This is a genomic window from Roseinatronobacter bogoriensis DSM 18756 (assembly GCF_004366635.1).
Classification (GTDB): domain Bacteria; phylum Pseudomonadota; class Alphaproteobacteria; order Rhodobacterales; family Rhodobacteraceae; genus Roseinatronobacter; species Roseinatronobacter bogoriensis.
Genome location: NZ_SORN01000001.1, coordinates 782,434 through 808,739, shown reverse-complemented (window position 1 = coordinate 808,739; position 26,306 = coordinate 782,434). Strand labels below are relative to the sequence as shown.

At 59.4% G+C, this 26,306-nt stretch carries 26 protein-coding genes and 1 tRNA gene; 11 read left to right on the top strand and 16 right to left on the bottom strand.

What is annotated here, in order from left to right; genetic code table 11:
* Positions 1 to 14 precede the first annotated feature (14 nt).
* Complete coding sequence (locus EV660_RS03675; RefSeq protein ID WP_071481350.1) at positions 15 to 887, top strand: transporter associated domain-containing protein; 873 nt, start codon at positions 15 to 17, stop codon at positions 885 to 887.
* Between the two features lie 25 nt (positions 888 to 912).
* Entirely contained in the window at positions 913 to 2,433 is a 1,521-nt protein-coding gene (lnt, locus tag EV660_RS03670) for an apolipoprotein N-acyltransferase (RefSeq protein ID WP_071481351.1), read from the top strand.
* A 41-nt stretch (positions 2,434 to 2,474) separates the two neighbouring features.
* On the opposite strand, the gene EV660_RS03665 is transcribed toward lnt, so the two are convergent.
* Both EV660_RS03665 and EV660_RS03660 read right to left on the bottom strand, forming a co-directional pair.
* A complete protein-coding gene (locus tag EV660_RS03665) occupies positions 2,475 to 3,515 on the bottom strand; it encodes a hypothetical protein (protein WP_071481352.1) in 1,041 nt (346 codons plus the stop codon).
* Between the two features lie 63 nt (positions 3,516 to 3,578).
* Entirely contained in the window at positions 3,579 to 5,204 is a 1,626-nt protein-coding gene (locus EV660_RS03660) for an AMP-binding protein (protein WP_071481353.1), read from the bottom strand.
* Between the two features lie 194 nt (positions 5,205 to 5,398).
* On the opposite strand from EV660_RS03660, the gene EV660_RS03655 reads away from it, so the two are divergent.
* Together EV660_RS03655 and EV660_RS03650 are read left to right on the top strand one after the other, a co-directional pair.
* Positions 5,399 to 6,136, top strand: coding sequence for a Hint domain-containing protein (locus tag EV660_RS03655; RefSeq protein ID WP_071481354.1), 738 nt, complete (start codon positions 5,399 to 5,401; stop codon positions 6,134 to 6,136).
* A gap of 237 nt (positions 6,137 to 6,373) precedes the next feature.
* Positions 6,374 to 7,036: a Hint domain-containing protein gene (locus tag EV660_RS03650; RefSeq protein WP_071481355.1), complete on the top strand. Its 663-nt coding sequence runs from the start codon at positions 6,374 to 6,376 to the stop codon at positions 7,034 to 7,036.
* Positions 7,037 to 7,072: 36 nt separating this feature from the next.
* On the opposite strand, the gene EV660_RS03645 is transcribed toward EV660_RS03650, so the two are convergent.
* The 7 genes from EV660_RS03645 to EV660_RS03615 all read right to left on the bottom strand — a co-directional run bounded on the left by EV660_RS03645 (position 7,073) and on the right by EV660_RS03615 (position 14,363).
* Complete coding sequence (locus tag EV660_RS03645; RefSeq protein ID WP_071481356.1) at positions 7,073 to 9,268, bottom strand: 3-hydroxyacyl-CoA dehydrogenase NAD-binding domain-containing protein; 2,196 nt, start codon at positions 9,266 to 9,268, stop codon at positions 7,073 to 7,075.
* Positions 9,269 to 9,283: 15 nt separating this feature from the next.
* Positions 9,284 to 10,495, bottom strand: coding sequence for an acetyl-CoA C-acetyltransferase (locus tag EV660_RS03640; protein WP_071481357.1), 1,212 nt, complete (start codon positions 10,493 to 10,495; stop codon positions 9,284 to 9,286).
* Positions 10,496 to 10,507: 12 nt separating this feature from the next.
* Entirely contained in the window at positions 10,508 to 11,137 is a 630-nt protein-coding gene (locus EV660_RS03635) for a glutathione S-transferase family protein (RefSeq protein ID WP_084635134.1), read from the bottom strand.
* 268 nt (positions 11,138 to 11,405) lie between these two features.
* Positions 11,406 to 11,618: a hypothetical protein gene (locus tag EV660_RS03630; protein WP_071481359.1), complete on the bottom strand. Its 213-nt coding sequence runs from the start codon at positions 11,616 to 11,618 to the stop codon at positions 11,406 to 11,408.
* Positions 11,619 to 11,677: 59 nt separating this feature from the next.
* Complete coding sequence (locus EV660_RS03625; RefSeq protein ID WP_071481360.1) at positions 11,678 to 13,453, bottom strand: acyl-CoA dehydrogenase C-terminal domain-containing protein; 1,776 nt, start codon at positions 13,451 to 13,453, stop codon at positions 11,678 to 11,680.
* Between the two features lie 12 nt (positions 13,454 to 13,465).
* Complete coding sequence (locus EV660_RS03620) at positions 13,466 to 13,864, bottom strand: MerR family transcriptional regulator (protein WP_071481361.1); 399 nt, start codon at positions 13,862 to 13,864, stop codon at positions 13,466 to 13,468.
* Positions 13,865 to 13,982: 118 nt separating this feature from the next.
* Entirely contained in the window at positions 13,983 to 14,363 is a 381-nt protein-coding gene (locus tag EV660_RS03615) for a MerR family transcriptional regulator (RefSeq protein WP_071481362.1), read from the bottom strand.
* A gap of 130 nt (positions 14,364 to 14,493) precedes the next feature.
* Between EV660_RS03615 and EV660_RS03610 the strand changes: the two genes are divergently transcribed.
* Genes EV660_RS03610 through EV660_RS03600 form a run of 3 tightly spaced genes read left to right on the top strand, consistent with a single transcriptional unit; the run spans position 14,494 to position 16,734 of the window.
* Positions 14,494 to 14,916, top strand: coding sequence for a PaaI family thioesterase (locus EV660_RS03610; RefSeq protein WP_071482244.1), 423 nt, complete (start codon positions 14,494 to 14,496; stop codon positions 14,914 to 14,916).
* Positions 14,913 to 15,416, top strand: a complete 504-nt coding sequence (locus EV660_RS03605; protein WP_071481363.1) for a PaaI family thioesterase — start codon at positions 14,913 to 14,915, stop codon at positions 15,414 to 15,416. Before EV660_RS03610 ends, EV660_RS03605 begins: the two co-directional genes overlap by 4 nt.
* Positions 15,406 to 16,734 carry an MATE family efflux transporter gene (locus tag EV660_RS03600; protein ID WP_071481364.1) on the top strand — a complete coding sequence of 443 codons (1,329 nt, stop codon included), beginning with the start codon at positions 15,406 to 15,408 and terminating at the stop codon, positions 16,732 to 16,734. Before EV660_RS03605 ends, EV660_RS03600 begins: the two co-directional genes overlap by 11 nt.
* A gap of 52 nt (positions 16,735 to 16,786) precedes the next feature.
* Here the strand turns inward: EV660_RS03600 and EV660_RS03595 are convergent, their stop codons facing one another.
* The 4 genes from EV660_RS03595 to EV660_RS03580 all read right to left on the bottom strand — a co-directional run bounded on the left by EV660_RS03595 (position 16,787) and on the right by EV660_RS03580 (position 19,220).
* Positions 16,787 to 17,845: a quinone-dependent dihydroorotate dehydrogenase gene (locus EV660_RS03595; protein ID WP_071481365.1), complete on the bottom strand. Its 1,059-nt coding sequence runs from the start codon at positions 17,843 to 17,845 to the stop codon at positions 16,787 to 16,789.
* A complete protein-coding gene (locus EV660_RS03590; protein ID WP_071481366.1) occupies positions 17,842 to 18,180 on the bottom strand; it encodes a DUF952 domain-containing protein in 339 nt (112 codons plus the stop codon). Before EV660_RS03590 ends, EV660_RS03595 begins: the two co-directional genes overlap by 4 nt.
* Before the next feature lie 40 nt (positions 18,181 to 18,220).
* A complete protein-coding gene (locus EV660_RS03585) occupies positions 18,221 to 18,676 on the bottom strand; it encodes an Lrp/AsnC family transcriptional regulator (RefSeq protein WP_071481367.1) in 456 nt (151 codons plus the stop codon).
* 85 nt (positions 18,677 to 18,761) lie between these two features.
* The gene (locus EV660_RS03580; RefSeq protein ID WP_071481368.1) at positions 18,762 to 19,220 is read right to left on the bottom strand and encodes an Lrp/AsnC family transcriptional regulator; all 459 of its coding nucleotides are present in this window, start codon (positions 19,218 to 19,220) and stop codon (positions 18,762 to 18,764) included.
* 132 nt (positions 19,221 to 19,352) lie between these two features.
* On the opposite strand from EV660_RS03580, the gene ilvC reads away from it, so the two are divergent.
* Positions 19,353 to 20,375, top strand: a complete 1,023-nt coding sequence (gene ilvC / locus EV660_RS03575) for a ketol-acid reductoisomerase (RefSeq protein ID WP_071481369.1) — start codon at positions 19,353 to 19,355, stop codon at positions 20,373 to 20,375.
* Positions 20,376 to 20,618: 243 nt separating this feature from the next.
* On the opposite strand, the gene EV660_RS03570 is transcribed toward ilvC, so the two are convergent.
* Positions 20,619 to 20,703: transfer RNA gene (locus tag EV660_RS03570), tRNA-Leu, on the bottom strand.
* A 201-nt stretch (positions 20,704 to 20,904) separates the two neighbouring features.
* Between EV660_RS03570 and EV660_RS03565 the strand changes: the two genes are divergently transcribed.
* Positions 20,905 to 21,411, top strand: a complete 507-nt coding sequence (locus EV660_RS03565) for a Hint domain-containing protein (protein ID WP_071481370.1) — start codon at positions 20,905 to 20,907, stop codon at positions 21,409 to 21,411.
* On the opposite strand, the gene EV660_RS03560 is transcribed toward EV660_RS03565, so the two are convergent.
* Positions 21,400 to 23,076, bottom strand: coding sequence for an NAD(P)H-hydrate dehydratase (locus tag EV660_RS03560; protein ID WP_071481371.1), 1,677 nt, complete (start codon positions 23,074 to 23,076; stop codon positions 21,400 to 21,402). The genes EV660_RS03565 and EV660_RS03560 overlap by 12 nt on opposite strands.
* A gap of 185 nt (positions 23,077 to 23,261) precedes the next feature.
* Here EV660_RS03560 and EV660_RS03555 point away from each other — a divergent pair, with 185 nt between their 5' ends.
* Entirely contained in the window at positions 23,262 to 23,600 is a 339-nt protein-coding gene (locus EV660_RS03555; protein ID WP_071481372.1) for a P-II family nitrogen regulator, read from the top strand.
* Positions 23,601 to 23,660: 60 nt separating this feature from the next.
* A complete protein-coding gene (gene glnA / locus EV660_RS03550; protein WP_071481373.1) occupies positions 23,661 to 25,067 on the top strand; it encodes a type I glutamate--ammonia ligase in 1,407 nt (468 codons plus the stop codon).
* Positions 25,068 to 25,217: 150 nt separating this feature from the next.
* On the opposite strand, the gene pheS is transcribed toward glnA, so the two are convergent.
* On the bottom strand, positions 25,218 to 26,300 hold the full coding sequence (pheS, locus tag EV660_RS03545) for a phenylalanine--tRNA ligase subunit alpha (protein ID WP_071481374.1): 1,083 nt from the start codon (positions 26,298 to 26,300) through the stop codon (positions 25,218 to 25,220).
* Between the last annotated feature and the right edge of the window lie 6 nt (positions 26,301 to 26,306).

The window sequence follows — 26,306 nt, the reverse complement described above, 5'->3', positions numbered from 1 at the left end:
ACTGGAAAGGAAAAATGGGCGATACGACGGACGGATCTAGAGCGGCGCAACGCGCGCTTGAGGATCCCAGAGAGAGTGACACGCGTGGCCTGTTTGGCCGCCTGTTTGATGCTTTGACCCCAGATGATGAGGACAACCCCGACCGGGCGCACGCTTTGGGACAAACCCTGCCGGGGCTGGCCAATCTGCAACGCCTGAAAGTCGAGGATGTTGCCATCCCCAAGGCCGAGATCATCGCGATCGAGCAAGGGGCAGAACTGGCCGATATTGTCACGGAGTTCCGTGAATCCGGTTATTCGCGCATACCTGTCTATGACGAGACGCTGGACAACCCGCTGGGCCTGTTGCTGTTGAAAGACCTTGCCCTGCGCTATGGGTTCAACGGTCATCATGCGATAGACCTGCGCGCCATTTTGCGGCCAATCCTGTATGTGCCGCCTTCCATGCCGCTGTCGGTGCTGCTGCGCAAGATGCAGGCGGAACGCACGCATTTCGCCCTTGTTATCGACGAATATGGCGGTGTTGACGGGCTTGTCACCATCGAAGACCTGCTGGAACAGGTTGTCGGTGAGATCGAGGACGAACACGACACCGAGGATGAGGCCGACATCCTGCGCGAAGGCGCGGCCTCTCTGCTGGCCAATGCCCGCGCCCCGCTGGCGGCGCTGGAAGATGAACTGGGCTTTGCGCTGACCGACCCGGAAGAAGAGGAAGAGATCGACACGCTGGGCGGTCTGGTCTTTCTGCTATCGGGCCGGGTGCCGGTGCGTGGCGAGGTGATCGCGCACCCCTCTGGTCTGGAATTCGAGGTGGTCGATGCAGAACCGCGCCGGATCAAGCGGTTAAGGGTGCATCTGCCGGAAGCCTTGCGTGATACGGCGTCATGACATCTGCTGATTTGACGGTGGGACAATGACAGCACGACTGCGCTGGTCCGAGCGCGCGCGGCTTGCCCTGATCTGTGGCGGGCTGGGTGTGCTGGCGGCCACAGGTCAGGCCCCGCTGGGCTGGTGGTGGCTGTCGTTGGCCGCGCTAGCCGCATTATTTGCCATCCTTCCGATTGACGCGCCGATACGCGCCATAGCGGGCCGGATGTGGCTGGCGGGCACCGGATATTTTGGCGCGGCCCTGTTCTGGATCATCGAGCCGTTTTTCATAGAGCCTGAGATTCACGGCTGGATGGCCCCTTTCGCGCTGGTGCTGATGGCGGGCGGCATGGCGTTGTTCTGGGGCCTTGCAGGTTGGCTTGCGGCATGGCTGGTGCAGGGCCGGATGCGGTTGGTGGCGTTAGCCACACTGATCGTCGCGCTGGAGATGTTGCGCGGCTGGGTTTTTACGGGGTTCCCTTGGGCCATGCTGGGCCACGGGCTGATCGGAACGCCGGTGATGCAGGCGGCGGCCTATCTGGGTGCAGGTGGATTAAGCCTGATTATCGTGCTGGCGGCAGTTGCGCCTGTTCTGGGCCGAAGCTGGGCGATGCGCGGGGCGGGGACAGCGGGCGCGCTGGCCGCCCTCGCCGGGTTGTGGGTCTGGGGCAGTGCGCCAACCAGCCTTCCCGAAGCGCGCGAAAATGTGGTACGACTGGCGCAGCCCAATGCCCCGCAATCCGAGAAATGGCTGGAAGAGAACCGGTTTTTGTTCTTCAATCGGCTGCTGGACCAGACCGAAAGCCCTGCCGAGGCTGCGCCAGAATTGATCCTCTGGCCTGAAACTTCAGTTCCGTTCCTGTTGGAATATGCAGGCGAAGGGCTTGAGATGATCGCAGAGGCCGCCGCACAGCACGGGCCGGACACGCGGGTCGGGTTCGGGGTGCAGCGCATCGAGGATGGCCGCTATTTCAACAGCCTTGCCGTGCTGACCACGCAGGCAGAGGTCACGCATATCTATGACAAGCACCATCTTGTGCCCTTTGGCGAATATATCCCCTTTTCCGAATTTCTGATGGGCACGCCTGTCGGCGGGCTGGCGGGGCGTGCGCTGCTGGGCTACAGCCCCGGCCCCGGCCCTGCCCTGCTGGATCTGGGGCCGCTGGGGGTGGCGCTGCCGCTGATCTGCTATGAGTCGATCTTTCCACGGCACTTGCGGACTGAAACGCGGCCGGACTGGGTGTTGCAGGTCACAAATGACGCATGGTTCGGCGAATTGACTGGCCCGTTCCAGCACTTGGCGCAAGCGCGCCTTCGCGCGGTCGAACAGGGTTTGCCGGTGTTGCGCGTGGCCAATACTGGCGTGTCTGCCTTTATTGACGCGCGCGGCGGCATCGTGGCGGAGCTGGGCTTGGGGGAAACGGGCTATGTGGACGGCACCATTCCCGGTGCCTTGCCGCCCACAGTCTATGCGCGCTTTGGTGACTGGCCCTTGCTGGGGCTGCTGGCGATTTTGCTGGGCGGTGCAGTTGCGGCCAGCCGGATCACGGCGGGCTTACGCCGATAGCATCTCTTAGGCGCGCGTGTCAGGCTGTATCGCCCGAGGGCTCAGCCGTCACAGATATTCAACAGGCTGACCCATTGCCCATCATTGAGCAGGGCTGATTGCGGTGGCTCTCCGGCCATCGGGTCGCCCGCACGCAGGGCCGGTCCAAGCTGATCCAGCGCTGGGTCCAGCGGATAGGGATTATCGACCAATGGGCGGGTGGACAGTTCGGCGCGGGCAAAACGTTCCAGCACGGCGCTTGCCTCTGGCACGGCCAGCGGTTCGCGCAACAGTGCCCGCGCATAGCCTGCCATTGCAGATTCCGGCATTTCCGCCGATGTGAGAAGCCGGAACGTCGCCACCACACCGGCATGGCGCAACAGCGGGTGCATCGGATCATCATCAGCGTTGCGTTGTGCGGCCAGAAGCAAGGCACCGGCAAGCGCTTCGGGGCTTTCAGCTTCGTCCAGCAGGCGGGCATCGAGAAGGAACAACCGCCCCATCACATGCTGGACGCGCGGCTGATCTATGGGCAGGCCGCGCATGACCACGATCTGCGCCGGGGTCTGGAACAGGCGGCGTTGCAGGCTGGCGATAGCAGGGTCGCCATAGGGGCTATGACACACCCGCGCGCCCGCGATGACCAGATCATGGCGCAACCGGTCGGCCAGTTCGACGCGTTTCGCCATTGGCACGACAGAGGCCGTATGATTGACCAGCGCAGGCGGCACGATCAGTGCTGCGGCCAGCACGACCCCAAGGCTGAGCGCGGTCAGAACCGGCCTGCGCAAGCGCGAAAACAGGCTGCGGGGCGGGGACAAGGCGGCTTGCACCACTTTCAGCGCATCAATCAGCCAGTCATCATCCAGTTCCAGCACTTCGCCCGCGTCACCTTCGGGGCTGTAAAGCGCCGGGCGCTTGCCCGGATTCAGGCGCTTCACTGCGGGAAGGGACCAATGGCTGAGCACGATCAGGCTGCGGCTGTCGGCAATGACCAATGTGGATTCGCCGAAACTGACCACCACTTCGCGCCTCTGGTCATCACCAGAGGCGGCCCATAATCCCGGACCTTCGAGTCTGCGATATTGATCGAGCGCGGTCATGCCGCCTGCCTGCTCTTGTTATTTTGCATGATCTTACATCAAGGTGATTCCCAAGACCAGCGCTCAGATATCGCGCACCTGTCCGCGCAACTCGAATTTCTGGATTTTCCCGGTCGAGGTTTTGGGCAGGTCCATGAAGATCACGCGCTTTGGTGTTTTGAACCCGGCCAGTTTGGTGCGGCAAAAGGCGATCAACTCGGCCTCGGTCACATCCACCCCGTTTTTCACCTCGATGCAGGCGCAGGGCACTTCGCCCCATTTCTCATCGGGTTTGGCGACGACTGCGGCAAGTTGCACGGCCGGGTGTTTCATCAAGACGCCCTCCACCTCTACGGAAGAGACATTCTCGCCGCCTGAGATGATGATGTCCTTGGCGCGGTCGGCGATCTTGATATAGCCGTCGCTATACTGGAAGGCGATATCGCCGGAATGGAACCAGCCACCGCGAAATGCCTCGGCGGTTGCTTCGGGGTTCTTGTAATACCCTTTCATCACGCCATTGCCGCGATGCATGATCTCGCCAAGGGCGGCGCCGTCGCGCGTGACCGGCTGCATGGTTTCGGGGGTCATGACGCAGACCCCGTCCATGAAGGGCATGGCAACGCCCGTGCGCGCCTTGACCTCGGCGCGGTCATCATCGGGCAGCGCGTCAAAGCCATCATGCCACAGGCATTCGGTTGCGGGGCCATAGGTTTCCGTCAGCCCGTAAACCTGTGTGACGTTGAAGCCCAGCGGTTCTATCGCGGCCAGCGTGGCGGCGGGCGGTGGCGCGCCTGCGGTAAAGACTTCGACCACATGATCGAAGGGCAAACGATCAGACTCCTGCGCGTTGATGATGGTCTGCAAGACGATCGGCGCGCCCCCGAAATGAGTTGCCCCTTCGGTGCTGATGGCCTGATAGATTCCCCTGGCGGTAATGTCGCGCAGGCAGATGACAGTGCCGCCCAGAACCGGGATCATCCAGGGGTGGCACCAGGCATTGCAGTGGAACATGGGCACAATAGTCAGATAGCGCGGATAAAGCGTCATCCGCCATGAGATGGGTTGTGACAGCGTGGACAGATAGGCCCCGCGATGGTGATAGACCACACCCTTGGGCCGCCCGGTTGTGCCCGATGTGTAGTTCAGCGCCAGACTTTCCCATTCATCCTGTGGCATGATCCACTCAAAACCCGGATCGCCAGAGGCAAGAAATGCCTCATATTCGGTATGTTTGCCGGAAGCGGCAAAGCCTGCCTCTGTGTCGGCAACCTCGATCAGAAGGGGCGGTTGCGAGAGGGTGGCGCAGGCGTCATGCGCAAGGTCAAGAAATTCGGTATCGACCAGCAAGACCTTGGCCCCGCCATGTTCCAGAATATAGGCGACGGTATCCGCTTCCAGCCGGGTATTGATCGCGTTCAGCACGGCCCCACAGGCGGGAATGCCGAAATGCGCCTCGGCATGGGGGGGGATATTGGGCAGAAGCGTGGCCACCACATTGCCCGGCATTACACCGGCCCCCACCAGCGCAGAGGCCAGTTGTGAGACCCTCGCGTAATATTGCGCGTAGCTGCGCCGCGTGTGCCCATATACCAACGCCTCACGCGTGGCGAACAGATCAGCGGCGCGGCGCAGATGTGTCAGGGGCGTCAGTGCCGCATGGTTTGCGGCGGTTTTCTCGAGTCCCGTTTCATTGTCCAACCAACCCATTCTTGCCCCTCCCAAAGCAATAATACCGTCATCTGTTCAGCCGCCCGGCGACCAAAATAGGTCGCAACACCCATCATTGAATCGCATGACACGAAAATGTCCAGAATATATCGCGTTTTTGCCGTTTCGCACTTGCATACAATACTCACAAAATGGGGCCATTGCCCAAAACACTGAGATAAGAGGATACGCTTATGATTTCCCTTGATCCCTCAGTACATCAGTTCGTTGCGCGTATTGGCAGCATTTTCAAAGAGACCAGCCCTGCCCCGTTCTACGAGGCGTTGCGCCCCAATACTGTGGACGACGTCTTGCTTGAAAGTGGCTTGCTTGCGGGAACACTTGTTGCAAATCAGAACGGTTGGGTGCCTGCGGACCAGATTGGTCCGGGTGATCTGGTCCTGACTTTTGACAACGGCATGCAACCTGTCGCCGCAAACCAAAGCGTAACGCTGAAGCGGGCAGACCTGTCCACAAAAAAAGCGTTTACCATGTTTGTACCCAAGGGTGCACTTGGCAACCGTGTCGACATGAACATTCTGCCGATGCAGGAAGTCATCGTCGAATCAGACCGTGCCGAAGCCCTGTATGGTGACCCCTTCGTGCTGATGCCATGCCACCTGCTGGATGGCTATAAAGGCATTCATATGCAGCAATTCGACACAGACCTGCAGTTTTCGGTGCTGCTGTTTGAAAACGAGCAGATCATCCACACCAATGGCGGAATGCTGGCGCTTGGACAAATGCTGCCACATGTGCGCTCCATGTCGGACGGCATGGCGCAATCCAACGCCATTTACCCCCGGCTGACATATGCGGAATTGCTGTATTTGGCTGAATGGCGCCCCCAAGCGTCGGAACGGCACCCGGCTTTCGCAGCACAAAGCCTTGAAGATACCTGGCTGGAGCTGAACACCAAGCTTGAAACCTAGCGCAAGCGCTCAAGCGTCAGGTTCCGGGGTGACGTTAGCGGCACTCCTACAAGGCAATTACAGCGGGCTCGTGCATATCTACGCGGTCCGCTTCTAGGCCGTTCCCCCGCAATATGCTGAACACATTGTTACCTCAATTCAGGCCAAATCTCGTCGCAACAACCTGCCAATGTCTCGGGAACTGCCAGTGTTTTTGGCACCTCTCGTTTGCAGTCCGCCAGATTCGAAGGAACGCACATGTCTTTGCTGTCATCTTCTGTCGAGATGTTCTCTGATCGTCTGAATACTATTCTGGACCTGTCTTCGCGCAGCGCCCGGCCCAAAAAGCCGGCACTGCCCACCAGTGGCGATACGCTGCGCGAGGTTGGGCTGCTGAACGGGACATTGCTTGCCACAGATACCGGATGGTGCCCGATTGAACGCGTGCGGGCGAATGATTCTGTCCTGACCTTTGACAATGGGATGCAACACGTCGTTCAGAACCGCGCAGTTGTCCTTCGCAAAGCGCAGATCCCGGCGGCCAAGGCATTTACAATGTTTGTTCCGGCCGGCGCTCTAGGCAACCTAAGGGATTTGAACATTCTGCCCATGCAGGAAGTCGTGCTTGAATCCGACATTGCCGAAGACATGTTTGGCAACGCCTTCGTGCTTGCCCCCTGCGTTTTGCTTGACGGGTACAAAGGGATCACCAAACACCCGATCATGACGGATCTTTCGCTGCATATGCTGACATTCAAGGCCGAACAAATCGTGCAGGCCGAGGGTGAGGTGCTGATGCTAGCACAAAGTGAGGGGTGCTTCTCTCCCTTTGCGGAATCGGCGATTGCGGCAGAGAGTGTTTACCCGCGCATGACGCAGGCGCAGTTGCTTAAACTCGTTCAGGCAGAAAAAGCCCATTAAAGGCTCCGCGCGACCAATGCCGCGCGGAACGCTTGCTCAGGCCGCTTCCGAGGAAGGCGCAGCATAGAAGCTGCGCCCCCTATCCGCCATTTGGCGCAACAGGACGGGTGTCGTGAATCGCGGCCCAAATCGCGCTGTCAGATCATCGCTGACAGAGGCCGCGAATTCCGCGCCCAGCATATCCAGCCAGCTGAACGGCCCCCCGGACCACGGCGCAAAGCCCCATCCAAGAATTGCGCCCACATCCCCTTCGCGGATATCGGTCAGAACCCCTTCTTCCAGCGCGCGCACGGCTTCCAGCGCTTGTGCAAACATCAGTCGGTGCTGCACAGTCAGCAGGTCGGGCTGATCATCTGCAAGCGGAAAGCGGGTGGCAAGCCCATCCCACAACCCCGCGCGCTTGCCCTTGTCATCATAGCTGTAGAACCCTGCCTTGGCCTTGCGCCCAAGGCGGCCTTGCTCGACCATCCAGAACACCACCTCATCGACATCGCCATCGGGGTAATCTTCGCCCATCGCAGCCCGTGTGGCGCGGGCAATCTTGGCACCCAGATCCAGCGAGGTTTCATCGACCAGTTGCAGCGGCCCCAACGGCATACCCATAAGACGCGCAGCATTCTCGACCAGCGCAGGCGCTACCCCCTCGCGCACCATGCGCATCCCCTCGTTCAGGTAGGGAATGATACAGCGATTGGCATAGAAAAACCGCGCATCGTTGACGACAATGGGTGTCTTGCGGATCTGGCGGACAAAATCCAGCGCCTTGGCCACGGCCCGTTCGCCGGTCTTGCGCCCTTTGATGATCTCGACCAGCAGCATCTTGTCGACCGGGCTGAAGAAATGAATGCCGATATAGTTCTCAGGACGGTCGGACGCTTTGGCCAGATCGGTGATCGGCAGGGTTGAGGTATTGGTGGCAAAGATCGCGTCTTTGCCCAGAACAGCCTCTGCCTTTGCGGTGACCTCGGCTTTCACCTTGGGGTCTTCGAACACCGCCTCGACCACCAGATCGCACCCTTCCAGCGCGGCGTAATCGGTTGTGGGGGTTATGCGGCCCAGCACCTCGGCTTTCTTCTCAGCGCTGACCTTGCCGCGTTTCATGCCCTTGTCCAGAATACCCTCGGCATGGGCCTTGCCCTTGTCGGCAGAGGTTTGTTCGGCATCGATCAGCACGACCTCTATTCCGGCATTGGCCGCAACATAGGCAATGCCAGCGCCCATCATGCCTGCGCCCAGAATGCCCAGTCTGGCAACTTTCTGGTCGTCAAGGGCGGGCCGGTTCGCCCCTTTCTCCAAGGCTTCCTTATTGATGAACAAGGACCGGATCATGGCGCTGGAACTCGGGTTCATCAGCACATGCACAAACCAGCGTGCCTCGATCTTCAGGGCGGTGTCGAAGGGGACCAAGGCCCCCTCATACACTGCCGAGAGCAGCGCCTTGGCGGCAGGGTAAACCCCTTGGGTCTTGCCGTTGATCATGGCCGAAGCGCCCACAAAGGTCATGAATCCAGCCGGGTGATAGGGCGCGCCACCGGGCATTTTATAACCTTTGGCGTCCCAGGGTTTGACCAGATCGGCATCTGCCGCGCCCAGAACCCATTCCTTCGCGCGGGACAGCAGGGTATCGGCAGGCACGACTTCATCAATCAGTCCCGCAGATTTGGCCTTTTTCGGCTCTGACAGCTTGCCCTCCAGCAAGAAGGGTGCCGCGCCCATCGCGCCAAGCTTGCGTGCCAGCCGCGTGGTGCCCCCTGCACCAGGAAAGATTCCGACCATGATTTCAGGCAGGCCGATCTTGGCCTTGGGGTTATCCGCCGCAATAATGCGGTGACAGGCCAGCGGAATCTCCAGCCCGATGCCCAGCGCCGTGCCAGGCAGGGCCGCGACGATCGGCTTGCCACCTTTCAGGGTCTTGGGGTCCATGCCCGCGCGTTCGATCTTGCGCAGGGTCTGGTGCATTGACATGATGCCTTCAAACAGCCCTTTCTCGGGGTGGTCGCCTGCCATTTCCTTCATCTTGGCAATGACATTCAGGTCCATGCCGCCCGCAAAATCCGCCTTGGCCGAGGTGATGATCACCCCTTTGACCGCGTCATCGGCAAGCGCGCTGTCGATATGCGCATCCAACTCGCGCAGACCCTCCATCGACAGGACATTCATCGACTTGTTCGGAATATCCCAGGAAACGGTGGCCACGCCATCGGCGTCGGTGGAATAGTGAAAATCACTCATCTGTCCTGCTCCCTTTTACACGCGCTCAATGAGGGTTGCGGCCCCCATGCCAGAGGCCACACAAAGCGTGGCAAGCCCGGTGCCCTTGCCGGTCCGCTCCAGCTCATCCAGCAAGGTGCCGATGATCATGGCGCCGGTCGCGCCCAGCGGATGGCCCATTGCAATCGCGCCGCCATTCACATTGACGCGGTCCTCGCTGACATCGAAGGCCTGCATGAAGCGCAACACCACGGCGGCAAAGGCTTCATTCACCTCAAACAGGTCAATGTCGGAAATCTGCATGCCAGACTCGCGCAAGATCTTCTCTGTCACCGGCACAGGGCCGGTCAGCATAATCGTGGGGTCGGTGCCGATCTTGGCCGTTGCCCGAATGCGTGCCCTTGGTTTCAAACCATATTTTTCACCGAATGCCTTGCTGCCAATCAGCACGCCCGCGGCCCCATCGACAATGCCAGAAGAATTGCCTGCATGGTGAATATGTTCGATTTGTGAAAGGTGCGGATATTTCATCAGCGCCACTTTATCGAAGCCGGGCATGGTTTCGCCCATATCCTTGAAGGCAGGCTTGAGGGCGCCAAGGCTTTGCATATCGGTGCCGGGCCGCGGGTATTCGTCGCGGTCCAGTATCGTCAACCCGTTGATATCCGTCACCGGCACGACAGAATTCGCGAAGCGCCCCTCCTCCCATGCCAGCGCCGCGCGGCGCTGACTTTCGACGGCCAATGCATCGGCCATCTCGCGGGTGAAGCCATATTCGGTTGCAATGATGTCAGCCGCTATCCCTTGCGGCACAAAATAGCCATCCATGGCGATGGACGGATCAACCGCCACAGCCGCCCCGTCAGAGCCCATGGCAACGCGGCTCATCATTTCAACCCCGCCCGCAACATAGGCCGTACCCGCCCCGCCGCGCACCTGATTGGCGGCGATGTTCACCGCCTCCATGCCCGAGGCGCAAAAGCGGTTGATCGCAAGCCCCGGCACCTGTTCATCGAAATCCGAGGCCATGACCGCCGTGCGTGCAAGGCAGCCGCCCTGCTCGCCCACTTGGGTCACATTGCCCCAGATCACATCCTCGATGGCGCGTGTGTCCAGATCATTGCGTGATTTCAGCGCGTTCAGCGTCAGTGCGGACAGGCGCACGGATGTCACCTCATGCAGGCTGCCATCCGGCCTGCCCTTGCCACGCGGTGTACGAATGGCGTCGTAAATATAGGCGTCTTGCATGTCTGCTCCTCCTCAGGTGCGGTCCGCAGGCGAACCGGGCATCAGGTCATAGGGGTGTTTCCAGCCGGGCAATTCCGCGATGCGGGCCAGCCAATGGTCGATTGCAGGCCATTCGGAACGGGTAAACCCGAACGGCTCCGGGTAATACAGGTAGCCACAGCAGGCAAAATCCGCGAGGCTCGGGGCGTTGCCAACCATCCAGTCACGCGTGGCAAGATGCGCCTCCAGTAGCTTGTAGCTGGCACCCAGCCGCGCCTGTTGAAAGGCAATCACAGCCTCGGGGCGCTTGTGGGCAGGCAGAAAATTCATGAGAAAACGGGTCGATCCAGCGAGCGCGGATAATTTGTGGTTGTCCCAGAACAGCCAGCGCAGCACCTCGCGTTGCTCTGCCTCATCCGCGCCTTTGAACTTGCCAGCGCGCTCGGCAATATGAAGTTGGATAACAGCGGATTGGGTGATGACATCGCCCTGATCTTCCAGCACCGGCACTTCACCCATTGGGTTCAGGGCCCGGAATTCCGGGCTGCGCGTTGCCCCTCCGAAAAAATCCACCCATGCGGGCTGCCACTCGATGCCAGCCATTTGCAATGTCAGCGCGGCCTTGTAGGCATTCCCGCTTTCTCCGAAACAGTGCAGAATCATGGTGCTTTCCTTCTGACGTGGCATTTGATGTCACCGGGTGGATTTGAGTATTTTTGGCAAGAAAATGATCGCGTCCTTCATCTTTGTTTAACCCCCACGCATTAACCTTAACGCACGGTACAGGCTGGAGAGCCGATGACCGTGCAAGGAAATGCCCCGCCTGTCGGCTGCCCGGAGCCGAAGGTTCCAAACAGGGCCGTCGGTCAGGCGGGGTAACATGACACCCCCATTTTCTTGCTTCAAATACTCCCGCCGGAGGCGGAAATTTTCATCTTTTGCGTTCTTCCAGATCAGAATTGAACAGTCTCAGGCGATGGCCAAGAGTGTCAGCATCGGTCACGGAGTCGAAATTTTCGAACAGGAAGGAAATTGCCTCTCCTTCATCAAGGCCAGCATCTTGCGCAAAGCGGCGCAACTTGCGGTAGCCATCTTCGGTCATGGCGATGTTGACGCGGCGTGTCAGCCGGAACCGTTTGGGCATGAGGTTTTCCTTTCACAGTGCAGAAGCGGGGCACGCTGGCCCCGCCTGCCACTTTTGCCTCAGAACTGTTCGGCGTCCAGAGCCATGACCGTGTCAGCCCCAGTTTGAATGCGCGCGAGGTGCAGCGCGGTCGCGGGCAGTTGGCGGGCCATGTAGTAGCGCCCTGTCGCGATCTTTGCCTCGTAGAAATCACGATCCGTGGCCCCGTCATCAAGGGCGGCATAGGCCGCTTTTGCCATCCGCGCCCAGACCAGCCCGAGGCAGACATGACCAAAGAGATGCATGAAATCGCTAGAGCCTGCCAGCGCATCATTCGGCGCTTTCATACCGCGCTGCATGAAGAACATGCCAGCGGCCTGCAGGTCCTTGGAGGCCGCCTTGAGCGGGACCAAGAACCCTTCCAGCCGCGCATCACCTTCGTTTTCCTTGAGGAAGGTCTTTACCATCTCGAAAAAGGCCATGACATGCTTGCCGCTGTCCTGCGCCAGTTTGCGCCCGACAAGGTCCAGCGCCTGCACGCCATTGGCCCCCTCATAGATCATGGCGATACGGGCATCGCGGGCGAATTGGGACATGCCCCATTCCTCGATATAGCCATGACCACCATAGACCTGCTGGGCCTGAATGCACATGTCAAAGCCCTTGTCGGTCAGGAAGCCCTTGATCACCGGGGTCAGCAGAGAGATCAGGCCATCTGCATCCTTGTCCTGTGCGCGGTGGGCGCGGTCGATCAGGCTGGCCCCCCAGAGGGTAAAGGCGCGCGCGCCCTCGACGAAGCTTTTCTGGTCCATGAGCATCCGGCGCACATCGGGGTGCACGATCAGCGGATCAGCCGGGCCATCGGGATTTTTCGCCCCGGTCACGTCACGCCCCTGAAGGCGGTCCAGCGCATAGCTGCGCGCGTTTTCATAGGCGACAACGGCCTGCGCATAGCCTTGCAGGCCCACACCGATGCGCGCTTCGTTCATCATGGTGAACATGGCGCGCATGCCCTTGTGCAGATCACCTATCAGGTAGCCTGTCGCATCATCATAATTCATGACACAGGTGGCATTGGCATGAATGCCCATCTTTTCTTCGATACTGCCCACCGATACGCCATTGCGCGCGCCAAGGCTGCCGTCTTCGGCCACCAGAAATTTGGGCACGATAAAGAGCGAGATGCCCTTCGTCCCTTCGCCCCCGCCCGGTGCCTTGGCCAGCACCAGATGAATCACATTCTCGGCCATGTCGTGATCGCCGGCCGAGATGAAGATTTTCTGGCCGCTAATCTTGTAGCTGCCATCATCTTGCGGTTCGGCCTTGGTGCGCATCAGTCCAAGATCGGTGCCGCAATGGGGTTCGGTCAGGTTCATCGTGCCTGTCCAATCCATCGAGATCATCTTGGGCAGATATGTCGCCTTCTGGTCGTCCGAGCCATGCGCAAGAATGGCCGAGATCGCGCCATGCGTCAGGCCCTGATACATGTTTAGTGCCATATTGGCCGAAACGAAGATTTCGCCCACCGCAGAGCCCATCAGATAGGGCAGGTTCTGACCGCCGAATTCTTCGGGCAGGTCCAGCCCGTTCCAGCCGCCTGCCTTGATCTGGTCAAATGCCTGTTTGAAGCCCTTTGGCGTGTAGACAACGCCGTTTTCGAGCCGGCATCCCTCACTGTCACCGCTGGCGTTGAGGGGCGCGAGCACATCCTGACCAAGCTTGGCAGCTTCGTCCAGAATGGCGGCGGTAAAATCGGCCTCGAGATCGGCATAGCCGGGAATGTCGGAGCGGCTGATCTGCAACAGATCATGCAGCACGAATTGCAGGTCTTTGGTAGGGGCAGTGTAGCTGGGCATGGCGGACTCCGGTTATTCGGCGGCTTTGGGGCTGTCGGCGTTGCGTAATACGCCCTCGCCCCAAGCGAGTTCTTGTTTCAGATCGGCGATGGCCTCATCAAGTTCGGCGCGCTGGCGCTCCATATCGGCCAGTCTCTCGCAGGCGATGTCATAGGTCTTGCGCAACTGCTTGAGTTCGCTGTCATCGCGGTCATACATATCCAGAAGCTGGCGCAACTCTTCGAGGCTGAAGCCGAAGCGCTTGCCGCGCAGGATCAGTTTCAGCCGTGCCTGATCGCGGCGGCTGAACAGCCTGTGCTGCCCGTCGCGTTTGGGAAACAGCAGTTCTTTCGCTTCGTAAAATCGCAGGGTCCGGGGGGTAACACCGAAATCTGCGCACATCTGGCGGATATTTTTGTATTCCAACTCCATTTCTGACCTCCGAACATGACGCCGCACCTGTGGCGGGCGGTTACATGTACATTGGTATACTGAAGTTGACGCGCACGTAAAGTTAAACGCAGCGTCACGGCAGTTTATGACGTGACGTTTAACCTGTGGGGGGAAGCAATTCCGAAGCCTCGCGGCGCAGTTTTTCCAGATCGGCTATGGTTTGTTCCAATTCCTCGGCCTGAAGGCGCAGGGCCACCAGTTGTCGGTCGGCCATGTCCAGCCAGGCGCGCAATTGCGGTTCGGTCCCTTCCTTCTGGTAGATTTCCAGCCATTGGCGGATTTCTTCCAGACTGAAGCCGAAGCGCCTACCGCGCATGATCAGCGTCATGCGCGCGACTTCGCGCGGAGTGTAGAAGCGGTTCCGACCTTCTTTCTCGGGGCTTAGCAATTCGATATATTCATAATAGCGCAAGGTGCGCGGCGTCACATCAAACTGCGCGCACATTTCTTTGAAGGTCAATCGCGTGTCAGTCGTCATTCCGGTGCTCCTTGGCGTAGGGGATAATGCTACGCGGCCTTCGGGCAAGATGCAATTTTGACAGGCGCACTTGCAAATCCCCCCTGTTCGGGCGCAGAAAGGCGCCATCCGGCAACCAGATGGCCCCGACATGAGCAAGCCTGACACGACTGATTTCATCAATGCCCTGCCCTTTGCCCGCGCGCTTGGTATGCAGCTAGAGCAGATTGGCGCTGGTGAGGCGCAGATCTCCATGCTTTGGGACGCGCGTTTTATCGGCGACCCGGCGACGGGAGTGATTCATGGTGGTGCCGTTTCGGCGCTGATGGATACCTGCGGGGGGGCCGCCGTCATGTCCTACCCCGGCGCGCTGACCACGGCGACGATTGACCTGCGCATAGATTACATGCGCGCGGCAACCCCGGGCCAGCGGATTACGGCGCGCGCGCAATGCTATCATGTGACGCGCCGCGTTGCCTTTGTGCGCGCCACAGCCCATGATGAGGATTCTGAGAACCCTGTTGCGACTGCGACCGGGGCCTTTACCTTTGATCGCAAGGAGGGCAGCGCATGAAACGCCCTGAACCCGTCCAGCAAGTCAAGCACCGCCGCGATACTGCCCTGACCACGCTGGTCAATGCCGTGCCCTATGCCGGGTTTCTGGGCATAGCCTTTGAGCGGCATGGTGACGAATTGACGGCTGTGTTGCCCTATGATGAAAAGCTGATCGGCAACCCGGTGTTGCCAGCGCTGCATGGCGGGGTGATTGCATCCTTTTTGGAGGTTGCGGCCATTATCGAGCTGAGCTGGGCAATGCTGTGGGATGAGCTGGAATCCGGCCGCCTGTCACCCGAAAGCATGGCCGAAAACCTGCCGCGCTTGCCCAAGACAATTGATTTCACAGTAGATTATCTGCGCACCGGCCTGCCGCGCGATGCCTATGCCCGCGCGCGGGTCAACCGTTCTGGCAGGCGCTATGCGTCTGTGCATGTCGAGGCGTGGCAGGATAATCGCGCGCGGCTATTCGCGCAGGCGACAGGTCATTTCCTGATGCCACAACGCAATGACGGCTAAACCACAGGCGCTGACCGACCGGCGCATTCTGAAAATTGCCATTCCCATTGTGCTGGCCAATCTGTCGGTGCCCATTCTGGGGGCGGTGGATACGGGCGTCGTGGGCCAGATGGGGGCCGCAGCCCCGATTGGCGCTGTGGGTTTGGGCGCGATTATTCTGGCCTCGATCTACTGGATTTTCGGCTTTCTGCGCATGGGCACGACCGGGTTGGTCGCACAGGCCACAGGCGCGGGCGATCTGGCGGAAAGCGGGGCCATTCTGACGCGCGGGGTCATGATCGGGCTGGTGGCAGGCCTTGTCATGGTGCTGGGGCAAGTGCTGATCATGGAAGGGGCCTTTCGCATTGCCCCTGCAAGCCCAGAGGTCGAGGGGCTGGCGCGCCAGTATCTGAGCATCCGCATCTGGGGCGCACCGGCTACGATTGCGCTTTATGCCGTGAATGGCTGGTTGATCGCGACCGAACGCACGCGCGGGGTGCTGGTGCTGCAACTGTGGATGAACGGGCTGAATATCGTGCTGGACCTGTGGTTCGTGCTGGGGCTTGGCTGGGGTGTGCAGGGGGTGGCGATTGCCACATTGATCGCAGAACTGACCGCGCTGGCGCTTGGGTTATGGCTGTGCCGCGCGGCCTTTGCAGGCGCGCAATGGCGCGATAGGGCACGCGTTTTCGACCGGGTGCGGCTGAAACGGATGTGGGTGGTCAATTCCGACATCATGCTGCGCACGATTGCCTTGCAGGCCGCTATGACAGGGTTTCTGTTCACCTCGGCCGGGTTTGGTGATGTGGAATTGGCGGGCAATCAGATATTGTGGCAATTCCTGATGATCACTGCTTATGCACTGGACGGATTTGCCTTTGCCGCCGAAGCGCTGGTCGGGCAAGCCGTGGGCGCGCGCTCTGTGGGTTTGATGCGGCAAGCCAGCATCCGCGCCTCGATCTGGGCCTTTGGGGCGGCGATGGTGATGGCGCTGGGGTTCTGGGGCGCGGGACCGTGGGTGATAGACCTGATGGCGACCGATACCGATGTGCGGGCCGCGGCGCGGGTTTTCCTGCCCTATGTGGTGGTGTTGTCGGTGCTGGGGCTGGCGGCCTATATGCTGGACGGCATTTTCATCGGCGCCACCGGCACGCGCGAGATGCGCAACACAGTCATTCTGGCCGTTGCCATTTACGGGCTGGTCATCTGGCTGGCGGTGCCGGTTTTTGGCAATCACGGCCTGTGGATGGCGCTTATCGTGCTTAATGTGCTGCGCGGGGTGTTTCTTGGCGTGCTTTATCCACGGCTGGAACGGCGTGTGGGGGCTGCGGGAGGCTAGCGGTTCCGAACCAGGCCTGTGTCTGACTTGCGTGAAGGGACAAAACCGGGGCTTACAGCCACGTGCCGCGCGCTGTGCCAATCGCGTCCGACAGCGTTGCGTGGCCATCGCGGTCCAGCAATTCCAAAAGGCCCCGATTGATCCGTTCGACCAGCGACAGCCCTTCATAGACCAGCGCGGAATAAAGCTGCACTGCAGATGCCCCGGCGCATATCTTGGCATAGGCCTGTTCAGCAGAACCAACCCCACCAACCCCTATGAGAGGCATTTTTCCATCGGTCAGATGGGACAGGCGCGCCAGAACGCGCGTAGACTTTTCGAACAATGGCGCACCAGAAAGCCCGCCTTTTTCCGAAAAACTTGCACTTTTCAAACCTTCGCGCGTGATTGTGGTGTTTGTTGCGATAATTGTATCCACACCGGCGGCTTGCGCCACCTGCGCTATCTCGCCAATCTCTGCTTCGGTCAGATCGGGGGCGATTTTCAGAAAAACCGGGATTTTCCGCGCAAGTCCAGCGCGGGCCTGCATCACACCTTGCAAAAGCGCGGCAAGCGCCTCTGCGCCCTGCAAATCGCGCAGTGCCTCGGTATTGGGTGACGAGACATTGACTGTCGCAAAATCCAGATGCGCGCCGCACAGGCGCAGCACTTCGGCGAAATCATCCGCGCGGTCGGCACTGTCCTTGTTGGCCCCAAGGTTCAACCCAAGGATCATGTCTTTGGGACGCAATGCAAGGCGCTGGACGATACGATCCGCGCCTTCATTATTGAAACCGAAACGGTTGATGACGGCGCGATCCTCTGGCAGGCGGAACAGGCGCGGTCGCGGGTTTCCCTCTTGCGGGCGGGGGGTTGCGGCACCGACTTCGACAAATCCGAACCCTGCCCGCGCAAGGCCCTTCAGCGCCTGCGCGTTCTTGTCGAACCCCGCTGCCAGCCCCACCGGATTTGGCAGATCAAGCCCCGCCAGCCGTGTGCGCAAGCGCGGAGAGTCAACAGGCTGCCCAACAGGCGCAAGTCCGGCTTGCAGCGCCTTGAGCGCCAAGCCATGCGCGGTTTCGGGGTCAAAACTGCGCAAAACAGACATACCGGCTTTTTCAAGGAAACTCATACCAGACCCTCTGGGAAAATATGGCCACTGACCCCGAGGGGCAGCGATGTGTCCCATGTAATATCGGCATGATGCAGCGCGCGATAGAGATGCGGGAATAACGCGCCCCCGCGCGAAGGTTCCCATTTCAGCTCTGCCCCAAGCGCCGTAGCGTCGCAGGCGACCAGAACAAGATCACTCTCACCCGCAAAATGTTTGGCCGCAGTCTCCATGACCTGCTGCGCGGTCGAGAAGTGAATATAGCCATCGGCCAGATCGACAGGCGCGCCCGATGTCTGACCCTGTGTGACCAGATCATTCCATTCAGCACGGCGAAAGATTTTATAGATCAACATGACCTGTCTCTTGCCCAATGCGGGCGCAGAGGTCAATCACTCACAATGGGCCGGGCAAGCGTTCTTCACTGAGCAGGACATTGGCATCCACCGCACCGACCCCCGGCAATGTCATGATGCGCCGTCGCAAAACGCGCTCGAAATCCGACAGGTCGCGGGCGACAACGCGCAGGCGGTAATCATAGAGGCCCAGAACATGCTGCACGGTCTGCACTTCGGGAATGGCGGACACTGCGCGTTCAAAATCGGCCAGACTGACGCGCCCCTTGGCGGCAAGGCTGATCCCCAGAAAGACGGTGACACCAAAACCGAGCGCCGACAGGTCAAGGTCCAGCCGTTCGCGGGCAATCGCGCCGTCTTCGCGCAAGCGCCTGAGGCGGCGCCATGTTGCGGGCTGACTCAGGCCAAGACGGCGGCCTAGCGCGCCTGCGCTTTGCGTGGAATCCAGTGCCAATGCGCGCAGCAAGGCGCGGTCGGTTTCATCCAGATCAATCATCGCTGCCCCTTGGTCTGCGTGCGCGCTCTAAGGTCTGCCCCGGCGCCCGTTGACGGCTTGATGAGTATTTGAAGCAAGAAAATGATCATATCGGCAGGCTTGCGTCTGATTTGATATCGGAAAGGTGCATCAGGGCCTCCAGATCGGCGATATGCGGCAAGGGCAAGATGCGGTCGCGGTAGATTTGCTGATAGTGGGTCATGTCGCGCGCAATGACATTGAGACGAACATCGACCCGCCCGAGGAATGTCTGGATTTCCAGCACTTCCGGGACTGCGCGGGCGGCGGTGATGAATTCATCGAAAGCGCGCGGATTGGTTTTGTCCAGGGTGATGCGCAGGCTGACCTCGACCTGCCAACCCAGCGCGCGCCAGTCGATGACCGCGCGTCTTGCGCGCAGGATGCCGCGCGCGCGCAGCCGTTCAAGACGACGCCAGCAGGTCGCCTCGGTCAGGCCCGCGCGATCGGCCACTTCTGCGGTGCTGGCATCCGGTGCGGCCATCAGTTGGCGCAAGAGGCGTCTGTCTGTATCGTCTATCTGCATGTTTCTTGCGTATTTACAAATTTTACGAATAGTTATTACGTTTTATTGCATATATCCGCGAGGATTGAAACGATTTACAGCGTCTTTTCCGTATACTGCGCCACATGAAGTTCAACCAAGGAGGGACGGCAGATGCGCGTCTATTATGATCGCGATTGCGATGTGAACCTGATCAAGGACAAGAAAGTCGCCATTCTGGGCTATGGCAGCCAGGGCCATGCCCATGCGCTGAACCTGCGCGATTCGGGGGCAAAGAATGTTGTTGTTGCCCTGCGCGAAGGGTCCGCCAGCGCCAAGAAATGCGAAGCTGAGGGCCTGAAGGTCATGGGCATTGCCGAGGCTGCCGCCTGGTGCGATGTCATCATGTTCACCATGCCTGACGAGTTGCAGGCAGAAACATACAAGAAATATGTGCATGACAATCTGCGCGAGGGCGCGGCGATTGCCTTTGCGCATGGGCTGAACGTGCATTTCGGATTGATCGAGCCGAAACCCGGCGTTGACGTGATCATGATGGCGCCCAAAGGCCCCGGCCACACCGTACGCGGCGAATACACCAAAGGCGGCGGCGTGCCCTGCCTTGTGGCGGTGCATCAGGACGCGACCGGCAAGGCGATGGAAATCGGCCTGTCCTATTGCTCGGCCATTGGTGGCGGGCGTTCGGGCATTATTGAAACCAATTTCCGGCAGGAATGTGAAACCGACCTGTTCGGCGAACAGGCTGTGCTCTGTGGTGGTCTGGTCGAGCTGATCCGTATGGGCTTCGAGACGCTGGTCGAGGCAGGCTACGAGCCGGAAATGGCCTATTTCGAGTGTCTGCATGAAGTGAAGCTGATCGTGGACCTGATCTATGAAGGCGGCATCGCCAACATGAATTACTCGATCTCGAACACGGCTGAGTATGGCGAATATGTCAGCGGCCCGCGCATTCTGCCCTATGACGAGACGAAAGCGCGCATGAAGGCCGTTTTGACCGACATCCAGCAGGGCAAGTTCGTTCGTGATTTCATGCAGGAAAACGCCGTTGGCCAGCCCTTCTTCAAGGCCACACGCCGGATCAATGACGAGCATCAGATCGAGCAGGTTGGCGCAAAACTGCGCGCCATGATGCCGTGGATCGGCGCGTCCAAAATGGTCGACAAAGACCGCAACTGACGCACCAGTTCTCGTGACAGGAAAAGCCCACATTCCGCGCGGAGTGTGGGCTGTTTCTTGTTTTGCCTGAGCGGTGAAGTTGCGAATCATACCGCATAGCGCTTTTTCAAGCGGTCTGTGACGTTGGTCGGTGGTAAAAAATTCCCGACATGTCGCAAGCGTCTGCTGAGGGCAATACGGCACACACACCCTGCTTGCCCCCGTCACATCAGGGTACCAGACTGAACCATTAAAATTACAAGATGGTGCGGGTGGAGGGACTTGAACCCCCACGCCTTGCGGCGCCAGAACCTAAATCTGGTGCGTCTGCCAATTTCGCCACACCCGCATCTAGGGCGGTTCCTATCAAACCCGTCCGACAGATGCGAGGGTAAAAACGAAGCGCCCCCAATTATTCAGGCCATTTTTGTGCCCAGTTCTTGCCCAATTCCTTTGGCATTGTCGTCCATATAGAAACAGTACTTAACCTGCGCGCGTTTACCATGTCGTCATACTTTCTCGGTAAGAGGCTCTAAAGGAGATTCGATTGATGTTTGCAGAGAGCATTTCACTTGCCCCGCCGCTGAAAGCACCCGGGAAATTCAAACCTGCTCTGACACATCCGGGCCCGCAGGGGTTTGCGGGTGAAACGGTTCTGCGCACGATTTTCGGCTTGCGCGCTGTCTCGCGGCTGGTGGCAGGTGATCTGCTGCTGGATACGCAAAACCGTATGGTGGAGCTGCGCGGCATCCGTACATATCGGGCGGCACCGGCAGAGGTTGTCCGGGTCGAGCCTTCGGCCTTTGGTTTGGGGCTTGCGCCCGGCCGACTGGACCGCGCGCTGGTTGTCGGCGCGGGGCAAAAGTTGGGGGTCTGCGACTGGCGCACGGAAATCCTGTTTTCGGCCCCTGCCCTTAGCCCGGCGTCAAGACTGGTGGACGGTGTGAACCTGCATCACGCAGATTGCCCGGTGACACTGTTCGAGCTTGCCTTTGATGATGACACGATCATCACGGCAGACGGTATCACCACAATGATCAGCGGGTCAGGCGCCTAAGCGTTGCAAGACTTTTGGCAGGATTTCCGGCAAGTCCTCGGCAATAAGGCCGGGCCCAAAAGCAATCGCCGCTTCGACATGCAGATAGGCCGCCGTTTGCGCCGCATCGAAGGGCGGCAACCCGCGCGCCAACAGACCTGCCACCAATCCTGCCAGCACATCGCCTGACCCTGCTGTGGCCAGCCAGGGTGCGGCGCGCTCACCGACCGCCGCATTGATGCAGGCGCGCCCGTCTGGCGTTGAGATCACTGTGTCCGGCCCCTTGATCAGAACCGTGCACCCAGAGCGGGCAGCAGCATCGCGGGCCGCGTCCAGCTTGGAATATGCGGGGCCTTCGACCGCCGGGGCGTGCAGACGTTCAGCAAGGTCAGGGAACAGACGGGCGAACTCTCCGGCATGGGGGGTCAGCACGCAGCGGTCATGCAGCGCAGCAAAGAGCGCCGGATCACCCGCAATCAGCGTTAACGCATCGGCGTCAAACACTGTCGCGCGCCCCGCCGTCAGCGCAGCGGCGACAAGCGCGCCTTCGCGCGTGCCCAGTCCAAGGCCGGGGCCAAGACAAAGCGCATTGATACGCGTATCTTCCAGCGTATGCGCAAGCGCCTGCGCATCCTCAAGCGGGCAGAGCATCACCGCGTCAAGCCGGGCCGCATTCTCTGGCACTGCATCGGGCGGGCAGCCGACGGTCACAAGCCCCGAGCCGCTTCGCAGCGCAGCGCGCGCGGCAAGCCGTGCAGCACCGCCACGACCCGGGCCGCCAGACAGAATCAGGGCATGGCCATGGGTGTATTTGTGACCCGCAGATTTGCATAGCTTGGGATACAGGCTGTCGGCACCAGCGAGGGCCGAAATCATGCGCGCCAACTGCGCCCCGCCTTTTGTGAAATCAATGCCATGTAGATCAGCCAAAGCACGCTGGCTTTGGTTCGAGCCGCTTTCAAGCCCAATATCTGCCACCACGACCTTGCCACACCGCTCACCCCCCTCAGCCAGAACATGCCCCGGTTTCCGTGCGTGAAAAGCCACCGTCAGATCCGCGCTTATGGCAACACCATCCCTGCCGCCCAGAATGCGCCCCGAATCGGCACAAAGCCCCGACGGAATATCTACTGCAACCACGTATGGCCGCTGACTGCACGCTTGCGCGGCTTCGTTGATCTGCAACGCTTCAAGGCTTTTGCCCAAGGCCGTGATCGGCCTGCTAAGTCCCGTCCCGAACAGCGCATCCACGATCAGCTCAGGGCCGGTCGCGCCGCTGGTCGTCCGGGTCGCCATATCAAGCGCTTTGACCTCTTCCTGTTTAGGCACCGGCATTGAAAGCCGCGCCACCAGTCCCGCCCTGCCCGAGTCAATCCAGCGCTCATATACGTGCCGCGCATCTGGTGGCAGTTTTTCCGGTGCGCCATAAAGAAACACATCCACCAGCCAGCCGCGCTCATGCAGCAGCCGCGCAATAACAAAACCGTCCCCACCATTATTGCCCGGCCCACATAGCACCAGCGCGCGGCGATGCGGGCCTTGCTCAAATTCTGGCCACTGGGCAAACATCGCGGCGACGACACCGCGCCCTGCACGCTCCATCAATTCCAGCCCGGTTACGCTGCCCGACTCGATTTGTGCGGTTTCGATGGCGCGCATTTGTGCAGATGTCAGAATTTCAGTCATCTTGAATTATTCCTCGATTCAAAACCGCCCTCTTTCTGTGCTTTTTGCACATTTTTTAATCTTTTTTGGCTTTTCCTTGATGCGCCACGCACAGCGAATACCCTATCAGATTGTCGCGCAAAGATGGAAATGATCTGAACGCATCAGACCGGCGATGCGGCTGGCAGTAATACGGGAGCGAGGGAATGAAGAAGATCGAGGCCATCATCAAGCCTTTCAAGCTGGATGAGGTGAAGGAAGCCTTGCAGGACATTGGTGTTCAGGGCCTGTCTGTCATCGAAGTCAAGGGTTTCGGTCGGCAAAAAGGCCATACAGAACTGTATCGCGGGGCCGAATATGTTGTCGATTTTCTGCCCAAGGTGAAGGTCGAGGTGGTGTTGCCTGATGAGCAGGTGGACGACGCTGTAGAGGCCATCGTGGCCGCTGCGCGCACCGATAAGATCGGCGATGGCAAGATATTTGTGTCGACCGTCGAGCAAGCAATCCGCATCCGCACCGGCGAAAGTGGCGACGACGCCCTTTAACCAACAGTCATTCCGGGGCTTTCGCTCTGAAAACAGTTCCAAAACCAAGAGGAAAGAGACATGAGTTCTGCTGACGTTCTCAAACTTATGAAAGACGAAGATGTCGCCTATCTGGACATCCGCTTTGTCGACCCGCGCGGCCGTATGCTGCATGTGACAATCATCAATGATCTGGTCGATGAAGATTTTCTTGAAGAAGGCTTCATGTTTGACGGCTCTTCCGTTCCCGGCTGGAAGGGGATCGAAGCATCTGATATGAAACTGGTTTTCGATCTGGACTCGGTCTATATCGACCCGTTCTATGCAGAAAAAACGCTAGCAATCCACGCCTCAATCGTAGAGCCGGACACGAATGAACCTTATGAGCGTGACCCGCGCGGGACAGCAGAAAAGGCCGAAGCCTATCTGAAATCCACCGGGATTGGTGATGTATCCTATTTCGGGCCGGAAGCGGAATTCTTTGTCTTTGACAATGTCAAGTTCAGCGACAAGATCAACAAGGTCAGCTTCGAGGTGGATGCCGAAGAAGCCGCTTGGAACACAGACAGCGACTATGACACTGGCAATATGGGCCACCGCCCCGGCGTCAAGGGTCACTACTTTGCCATGAACCCGATTGACGCCAATCAGGACATGCGCTCGGAAATGCTGACCACCATGAAAGACATGGGCATGAAGGTGGACAAGCACCACACCGAGGTTGCCTCTGCCCAGCATGAACTTGGCCTGATCTTCAGCTCGCTGACCAAGCAGGCTGACGAGATCATGAAATACAAATATGTCGTGCGCAATGTGGCCGATGCCTATGGCAAGACGGCAACCTTCATGCCCAAGCCTGTCAAAGGTGACAACGGCACAGGCATGCATGTGAACATGTCGATCTGGAAAGATGGTAAGCCGCTGTTTGCAGGGGACAAATATGCCGATCTGAGCCAGGAAGCGCTGTGGTTCATTGGCGGCATTCTGAAACATGCCAAATCGCTGAATGCCTTCACCAACCCGTCAACCAACAGCTACAAGCGCCTGATCCCTGGTTTTGAAGCGCCTGTGCTGCGCGCCTATTCGGCCCGCAACCGCTCTGGCTGCATTCGTATTCCGTGGACTGAAAGCCCCAAGGCAAAGCGCGTCGAAGCCCGCTTCCCTGACCCGGTTGCCAACCCCTATCTCGCCTTCTCGGCGCTGCTTATGGCTGGCCTTGACGGGATCAAGAACAAAATCGATCCGGGCCCTGCATCGGATAAGGATTTGTACGACCTTCCACCAGAGGAACTCGAAGGTATCCCAACTGTTTGCGCATCCTTGCGCGAAGCGCTGGAATCGCTTGCGGCTGACCACGACTTCCTTTTGGCCGGTGACGTGTTCACGAAAGACCAGATCCTAGCCTATATTGACCTGAAATGGGAAGAGGTCTATGCCTACGAGCATACCCCGCACCCGGTCGAATATGCGATGTATTACAGCATGTAATCCTGTGTGACTGGAATAGATAAGGCCCCTGCTTTGGCGGGGGCCTTTTCATTGGGGGGCTTGAAGGGCTGCCGCCCTTCAAACTACCCGCCTCAAGGGGGCCACGCCCCCTTGAGAAACCCCGTGGATATTTGGGCAAGAGTGAAAGGATCAGCGGCTGAGCCCTGCGGCCAAAGCTGGTTGGTCCAGTGCTGCGAAACCGTAATGGCGCAGCCAACGCAGATCAGATTCGAAAAACGCGCGCAGATCTGGAATACCGTATTTCAGCATCGCAATCCGGTCGATTCCCAGACCGAATGCAAAGCCCTGCCATTGATCGGGATCAATCCCGCCCGCACGCAGCACTTGCGGATGCACCATGCCAGAGCCGAGGATTTCAAGCCAGTCTTTGCCCTCGCCGATCTTGAGCTGGCCGCCTTCCCAGGAGCAGCGGATATCCACTTCGGCTGAGGGTTCGGTGAAGGGAAAATGCGAGGCACGGAAGCGCAACTCGACTTCGTCAACCTCGAAAAAGGCGCGGCAGAATTCTTCCAGCGTCCATTTCAGTTGCGCCATGGAGATGTCGCGGTCAATCGCCAGACCTTCGACCTGATGGAACATGGGCGTGTGGGTCTGGTCCATATCCATCCGGTAAACGCGGCCCGGCGCGATGACGCGGATCGGTGCGCCCTGAGCCTGCATGGCGCGGATCTGAACGGGGCTGGTATGGGTGCGCAGCACATGTGGCGGGCGGTTGTCACAATCGGCACGGTGCATGAAGAATGTGTCATGTTCTTGGCGCGCGGGATGTTCCGGCGCGATGTTGAGCGCGTCGAAATTATACCAATCGGATTCGATCTGTGGGCCTTCGGCGACCGCGAAGCCCATATCGGCAAAGATGGCCGTCAATTCATCCATGACCTGCGAGATGGGATGGATCGTGCCCGTCGGGCGGGGGCGGCCCGGCAGGGTAACATCCAGCCATTCCGCCTGAAGCCGCGCATCAAGAATCGCATCTTCCAGCCCGGCGCGGCGCGCCTTCAGCGCGGCATCAATCTCGGATTTCAGGCCATTCAGGGCAGGGCCGACCTGCTGGCGCGCCTCGGCATCCATCTGGCCCAGCTCGCGCATCTTGAGGCTGATCTCGCCCTTTTTACCCAGTGCGGCCAGCCGTACTGTTTCAAGCGCGTCGATATCGGCGACGGCGGCGATCTGGTCCAGATATTTGCCGCGAAGCTCTGCAATAGCGTCCATAATCTG